The organism is Carboxydothermus ferrireducens DSM 11255 (genome assembly GCF_000427565.1).
Taxonomy (GTDB): domain Bacteria; phylum Bacillota; class Z-2901; order Carboxydothermales; family Carboxydothermaceae; genus Carboxydothermus; species Carboxydothermus hydrogenoformans.
Genome location: NZ_KE386559.1, coordinates 1 through 6,098, shown reverse-complemented (window position 1 = coordinate 6,098; position 6,098 = coordinate 1). Strand labels below are relative to the sequence as shown.

The following is a 6,098-nucleotide window of genomic DNA, read 5'->3' as shown; positions in this document are numbered from 1 at the left end:
AGCAATGTTCACAGCAGTGACTATCACCGGGAGAAGTTTTCGTATATTTTAAATGAATTAAAAGATTTTACCACCCGTGTAGTGATAAGTTTTGTTGATGAGTACCGTAAGGCTACCATAAACTTTAAGAAGCTGAAAGAAGAAGGGATAGAGATTTATCAGCCCCCGGATGTGATTGTCAAAAGCTTGGCCTACTTTATGGCTAAGAAAGCCAGTGATACGGGCTTAGAAATCCAGAGCTGCGCTGAAAATATAGCCTATCTTCCAGAGGCAGGTATTGTGCCCGGTAGATGTATTGATGCCGATTATATTGAACGGATATTTAAACTAAATTTACCCAAGAAACTTCACCTAAAAGATAAAAGCCAGCGGCAGGAATGTGGCTGTGTGGTCAGTAAAGATGTAGGGATTTACGACACCTGTTTGCATGGGTGTAAATACTGTTATGCAGGAAGTTATGAAGCGGGGAAGAAAAATTATGAAAAACATGACCCTACATCTCCAATATTAATTGGGAAATATGAGGGTGATAAGGAGGAACGGACGCTGTTTTAAAAATTATTAGTTGTTGTTTAAGACTTTTTAAAAGTATAAAAGCCGGGTAAAGAGGGTTAAACTTGTTGAGTTTGAATGAGGTTGTCCTTATGCGTAACCGCGATTGGATTATCCTGTTCCAGACAAGCTCTTTAAAGGTTTTGGCAGGGAGCGATTTTATTCTCTAATAGCAAAATTTGCTGCTAAGTATAATTTGCTTACAAATAGCTTTATTAATCTTGCCTGTTAATTAATGGAAAAGTTCAGAAAATGGGGGCTGGCAGCCTGGTTTATCAAATGTTAAATATAAGCCTGAGCGGGCGGATAAAATTAGTTGAAGTTGAGTAAAAGCCCTGCCAAACTGGCAGGGCTTTATCTGTAGTTATATTTTAAATTGATTAATAGCATTTTCTAGTTCGTTGGCAATTAAACTTAAATTTTGAGCAACTGCTGCCAGCTCTTCAGAGGATGCTGAAAGCTCTTCAGATGTAGCTGCAACTTCTTCGGAGGCAGCAGAGTTTTCTTCGGTTACGGCACTTATTTGCTGTATCTTTTCAGCTATTTCGTCCACGGCCTGTAAAATATCTCCAAAAGCCATTACAGAGGCTTCTACCGCTTTAACTTGCTCTTTTATGAAATTATCAACATTTTCTGAGGTTTTAATTACCTCATTGGCATCATTTTGTACGGAGAAAATTATTTTAGTAATTTCGTCGGTCGAACTTTTGGATTTTTCGGCGAGTTTTCTTACTTCTTCGGCAACTACTGCAAATCCCTTTCCAGCTTCGCCAGCCCGGGCTGCTTCAATGGCTGCATTTAAAGCTAGCAAATTAGTCTGGTCAGAAATTTCGGTTATTGTGTTTGCTACGCTGCTTATATTCATTATTGAGGAAGCCAAAATTTTTACCTTTTCAACAACCAGCTCGAACGAGGATTTTATTTGCTGAATCGATTTTACAAGATTATCCATTTCTTCTTTTCCTGAATTTGCCTTTGTCGCTGTATCTTCTGTTAGCGCTGCGATATTTGCTAAATCTTGAGATTGGGTAGAAGCTCCAGCAGAAACCTGTTGCATTGCTTTAGCAACTTCCTGGGAAGAGGCCGCCATATTTTCGGAAGTACTTGAGAGACCTTCGGATTCTTTGACAAGGATATTTGATTTTTCTTTTACATGATTTATTATTTGACTTAATGACTGTATCATTGTGTTTATGCTGCTGGCAAGAACCCCAATTTCATCTTTGCTGTTATAAACTATGGTTACCCGAAGATTTCCGCTAGCTACTTGTTCTACCTTTTCAGTTAAATCAGATAAAGGCTTTGAAATTTTTCTTTGGCTCAAAATCCAGATTAATACCAGGATAAGGAGGTTAATGCTGAAAAGGACAATTTGAATTGTTTTTAGTGTTATTACTTTACCTCTGGAATATTCTTCGGCGGCTGTTACTGCTTTGTTTGTTAAGTCAAAAAATGCTTCGCTTTCCAGTAAAAGAGTTTCAGGTTGAGCTTTACCCTGTCTTACCTTGTTGATTGATTCTTTTAAACTTTGCCATGCTTTTTCAACTTCTTTTATTTGGGTAATAAATTTTTGATCTGTTACTTTTGGTAATTGCAGCTCTTTATCGCCATTAATTAGACCGCTTATCACCTTATCTATTTTGGAAATTAATTCGTTGGATGGTTTGCCTGACATTTCTAACTTAATAAGTCGCTGAACACCTCCTCTTACTACGCCAGCATAGTTCACCATTCTGCTATCATTTACCATTCCATTTAAATATGAATAGACCGCAAATAAGTTGATTAACGAAAAAACGAGAAGCACTGAAAGTATAATTTTAAGACTTGTGCTGATTTTCATGTTTTATTCCTCCCCCTAAATAGTTTTTTACTTACCACCTCAGAAGTCGCATACATTTTACATTTTCTTACTTTAAATTAACGTATAAGTCCCTTTATCCTGTTCCAGCTTGAGCGTAATTTTTTCAGCCTTATCCCAGATTATTTCCAACCTATCAACCCAGCTAAATCTTAAAGAGGTAGCGTTGTAGCAGGTAAAACACAGACTTTCGTGTTCTTTTGCATTATCATATTTGGCTTAACGCAATCGGGACAAAGTTTACGTTTTTTGCGCGATACATACTCAAACTCGTTTCCGCATTTTTTACAAACAGACTTTTGTTTTTTTAGGTTTATTAGATATTTTTTTATCCCTCCTTTCTTTTCAATGGTTAATGCTGCAAATAAAATAGAAAAACCCTTCTGCCGCAAGGCAAAAGGGTTTCCTCTCCCTTAAACCTTCGGCAGCTGGCTGGCATAGTAGCGAAAAACTACCTTAGCCCCTGTAGCTTTGCGTCGCCGGCTTTCGCCGGGTTTGCCTTTATCGGGAAATGAATGTTGAAATTTTTACTAACTATAAGTAGTTTTGAAGAAATTTCTTACAAAATTCTTACAAAGAAGATTTTCAGCATGAAAAGTTACTCGTAGTTTATGTGGTAAAAAATTTTTTGAGTGAGAGAAGTATTCTAAAGAAGCAAAAGCGAAGTTGAAAATACTGTAAATGAAAGGAAAAGCGCAGATGAGTTTTTATTTCTCCGCTGGGTATGTCCCCAGGATTATTATTTTCAGCGCTTTATCATGTGAAGCTGGATTTTTTATTTTGCCTTACTTCAGAAAAAGGAAAAGAAAAGCTTCTAGAAATCACGGAAAAAGGCAGGTTATACGGTAGGATATTCACTTTTTCTTGTTGATGATCCTTTTACTGCTTTTTACCGAACGGAAGAGGTCTGGAGAAGTTTAAAAGATTTGCTGGCTTCCGATGCTTATGTAGTAGTAAATATCACTGGAGGTACGACAGCCCTTCAGTATCTGGTGGGGCCATTTGTTTGCATCTGCAGGACCACTTACTTGAATCCTGATTTGCCGAAAAAAGAAGGTTTTGTTTTAAAGCGGGGAGAAGTTTATGGTATTATTTCCCGCAAGGGTTGGACAGTAGGTTTTGTGGTGGAAACTTCTGCACGAAGTGAGAGGCAGGAAGAAGCAGCGGTAGAGTATTTGAATGCGAATTTAGAGGAGATCTTTTATTAAGGAAATTGGGGTAGAAAAAAATAATTCGGAAGGTAAGCTCCTTTAAAAAATAAAAATTGTTTATTTGAAGGAGATAGACTTTTACTTGTTTGGAAAATCCAATTAGGTAAAGCAAATATTAATACAATTGGCAAAGTTTTATATGAATGGAAATGTTTAAGAATGTTACTTTTGAAAGGAGAGAGACAGTTTATCTGTTAGCTGTCTGGCTTACGGGAGATGGCATGATACTTAAGGATTTTTCGCTGAGCGTAACTGCAAAAACGTTCCAAAAGTTGTTTTTCATAGCTCTGAAGATAGGAAAGTTTTTTTAAAAAATCGGTGGTATCAAGGTCGTATAGCAAAGGCGAACTTCCTGATTAAGCATTAATGGTAGAAGAAGAAAATATTGCTAAATATATTATTGAACAAAATTTGACAAAATCCTTCTTTTGTTTATACCTGATTAGCAGGAAAAAAACAGGAGAAGGAGAAATAATATAATGAACTTAATTTTGCGGGAGGGCTGCCGGTGGGTAAATACGTTTACTGTGAAGATGAGACGGTCTGGAAGTATGTAGCGGGGCTTCAGGATCCGGAACTTTACCGGGTTCCGAAGAAGCTCGGGATTGGTGAGTACGAAAACAAAGGTGGTTATGAAATTCTGCGACTAAAGGTTGAAGATGTTCCGCTCATTCGGCAGTACCTGGAGCAAAAAGAGTTTGCCAAACTAAAGGATGAGTTTAACCGGCTTTATTTAGAAAATACGGAAATGGATGAGAAAGGGGAACGGTGGCCGGTAGAAGGGTATCATGAAATTGTTGAGAAATTTACCCGACTTTATAATTATTATTTCTTATACATGTTAGAAGAAATTGCTAATTATATTGAAGACAGGGCGGTATCCGGGAAAAAGGTGTTTGAGTTTAGAGGGGAATTTTAAGAAAATTGTTCAAGCCTGCTTCAGGCAGGCTTTTTTGTATACATAAAAAAATAACCGGAGAAGACTCCGGGGGCAAAAAGAGAAGGTTGTGTGCTTATTGTATTTTTATACCACTATTTAAATAAAATATCAATACCTTATTTATTTTTTCATGGACTGAAAGCTGAAAATGGTGGAAGGGAAAAGTTTAACTGGAAAAGAAATGTGTTATGTTAAGATAAATTTAATTGAGACGTAATACAAACTAAAAAAAACTCTATTATAATGGATTACATGGGAAAACCCTGGTGTAGAGCTCAAGTTGATGGTCCTTGTTAAGCTAACGAAAAAGTGCTATCATCTAACTACATGAAAGGGTAAGATATTATTATTGATACTTAATGCAGCATTGGAGGATAAGAGATGCTGTCTGATGTTAAAATTAAAGTTCGGGATTTAAATTTATATTACGGTAACTTTCAAGCGTTAAAAAACATAAGTTTGGATATTTATAAAAATGAGGTTACAGCCCTAATTGGTCCTTCTGGATGCGGAAAATCGACTTTTTTACGAACTTTAAACCGTATGAATGACTTAATTCCAGGGGTAAGAATTGAAGGCTCAATTTTATTTGATGGTGTTGATATTTATAAGGAAAATTTTGATGTTGTAGAACTTAGGAAAAGAGTGGGAATGGTTTTTCAATCTCCAAATCCTTTTCCTAAATCAGTTTACGAAAACGTAGCTTATGCACCCAAAATTCACGGGTTAAAAGATAAGAGAAAATTAGATGAAATCGTTGAAAAGAGCCTTCGCGGAGCAGCTTTGTGGGATGAGGTGAAAGATAGGCTTCATAAACCTGCTACCGGTTTATCCGGGGGCCAGCAGCAAAGACTTTGTATTGCCCGGGCATTAGCTATTGAACCGGAAGTGCTTTTAATGGATGAACCAACTTCAGCCTTGGATCCGATTTCTACTATGCGAATTGAAGAACTTATTCAGGAATTAAAGAAAAAATACACGATAGTAATTGTTACTCACAACATGCAGCAGGCTGCGAGAATTTCCGACAGAACCGCCTTTTTCCTGAATGGTGAATTAATTGAAATGGATAGGACCGAGGTTATCTTTACTAAGCCCCGGGATCGCCGGACAGAAGATTATATTACCGGTCGCTTTGGCTAAAAAAATGTCGAAAAACGCTGGTAAAAGAGTTTACCGGCGTTTTTTGGTTTTTCACACCCTTTTAGGGAGGGAAATTACGGGAAAATAACCCTTGAAAAAAGGTAAAGGAATTTGATATATTAAAAAAGCGTCACGGCGTCAGCGGCAAGGACCGGAAGCAAAAAAGCAGGTAAAAAACCGCTTGACAAGGGACGCAGAGATATGATAAATTAAGAGACGTCGCCGACGGCGGGAAACGCCGAAAGCGACAGGTACCTTGGCAAGGGAATAACGGCAAGCGGCCCGTACTCGGTAAGGGTACGGAAGGGAATAAAAGCTTGGATTGACCCTTTCATAGGACCTGACCTGTGCAAACAGGTTTTTATAACGGGGTCCCCAAAAAATCGCAAGA

General features: G+C 37.6%; 5 protein-coding genes, 1 pseudogene and 1 riboswitch. Of the genes and pseudogenes, 4 read left to right on the top strand and 2 right to left on the bottom strand.

What is annotated here, in order from left to right; genetic code table 11:
* Positions 1 to 555, top strand: a 555-nt coding sequence (locus tag CARFE_RS15170; RefSeq protein WP_034542140.1) for a DUF1848 family protein, incomplete at its 5' end; no start/stop codon positions are given.
* A gap of 511 nt (positions 556 to 1,066) precedes the next feature.
* Here the strand turns inward: CARFE_RS15170 and CARFE_RS16945 are convergent.
* Positions 1,067 to 1,855 (bottom strand): annotated as a pseudogene (locus CARFE_RS16945) (methyl-accepting chemotaxis protein); the annotation flags it as partial.
* 978 nt (positions 1,856 to 2,833) lie between these two features.
* A riboswitch (cyclic di-GMP riboswitch) is annotated at positions 2,834 to 2,923 on the bottom strand.
* Positions 2,924 to 3,339: 416 nt separating this feature from the next.
* On the opposite strand from CARFE_RS16945, the gene CARFE_RS0112230 reads away from it, so the two are divergent.
* Positions 3,340 to 3,621, top strand: coding sequence for a hypothetical protein (locus CARFE_RS0112230; RefSeq protein WP_028052940.1), 282 nt, complete (start codon positions 3,340 to 3,342; stop codon positions 3,619 to 3,621).
* A gap of 197 nt (positions 3,622 to 3,818) precedes the next feature.
* Here the strand turns inward: CARFE_RS0112230 and CARFE_RS16225 are convergent, their stop codons facing one another.
* Complete coding sequence (locus CARFE_RS16225; RefSeq protein ID WP_154652770.1) at positions 3,819 to 3,965, bottom strand: hypothetical protein; 147 nt, start codon at positions 3,963 to 3,965, stop codon at positions 3,819 to 3,821.
* A 167-nt stretch (positions 3,966 to 4,132) separates the two neighbouring features.
* Here CARFE_RS16225 and CARFE_RS0112220 point away from each other — a divergent pair, with 167 nt between their 5' ends.
* Together CARFE_RS0112220 and pstB are read left to right on the top strand one after the other, a co-directional pair.
* Positions 4,133 to 4,543 carry a hypothetical protein gene (locus tag CARFE_RS0112220; RefSeq protein WP_028052939.1) on the top strand — a complete coding sequence of 137 codons (411 nt, stop codon included), beginning with the start codon at positions 4,133 to 4,135 and terminating at the stop codon, positions 4,541 to 4,543.
* Between the two features lie 402 nt (positions 4,544 to 4,945).
* Positions 4,946 to 5,707, top strand: coding sequence for a phosphate ABC transporter ATP-binding protein PstB (gene pstB, locus CARFE_RS0112210; protein ID WP_011345003.1), 762 nt, complete (start codon positions 4,946 to 4,948; stop codon positions 5,705 to 5,707).
* Positions 5,708 to 6,098 lie beyond the last annotated feature (391 nt).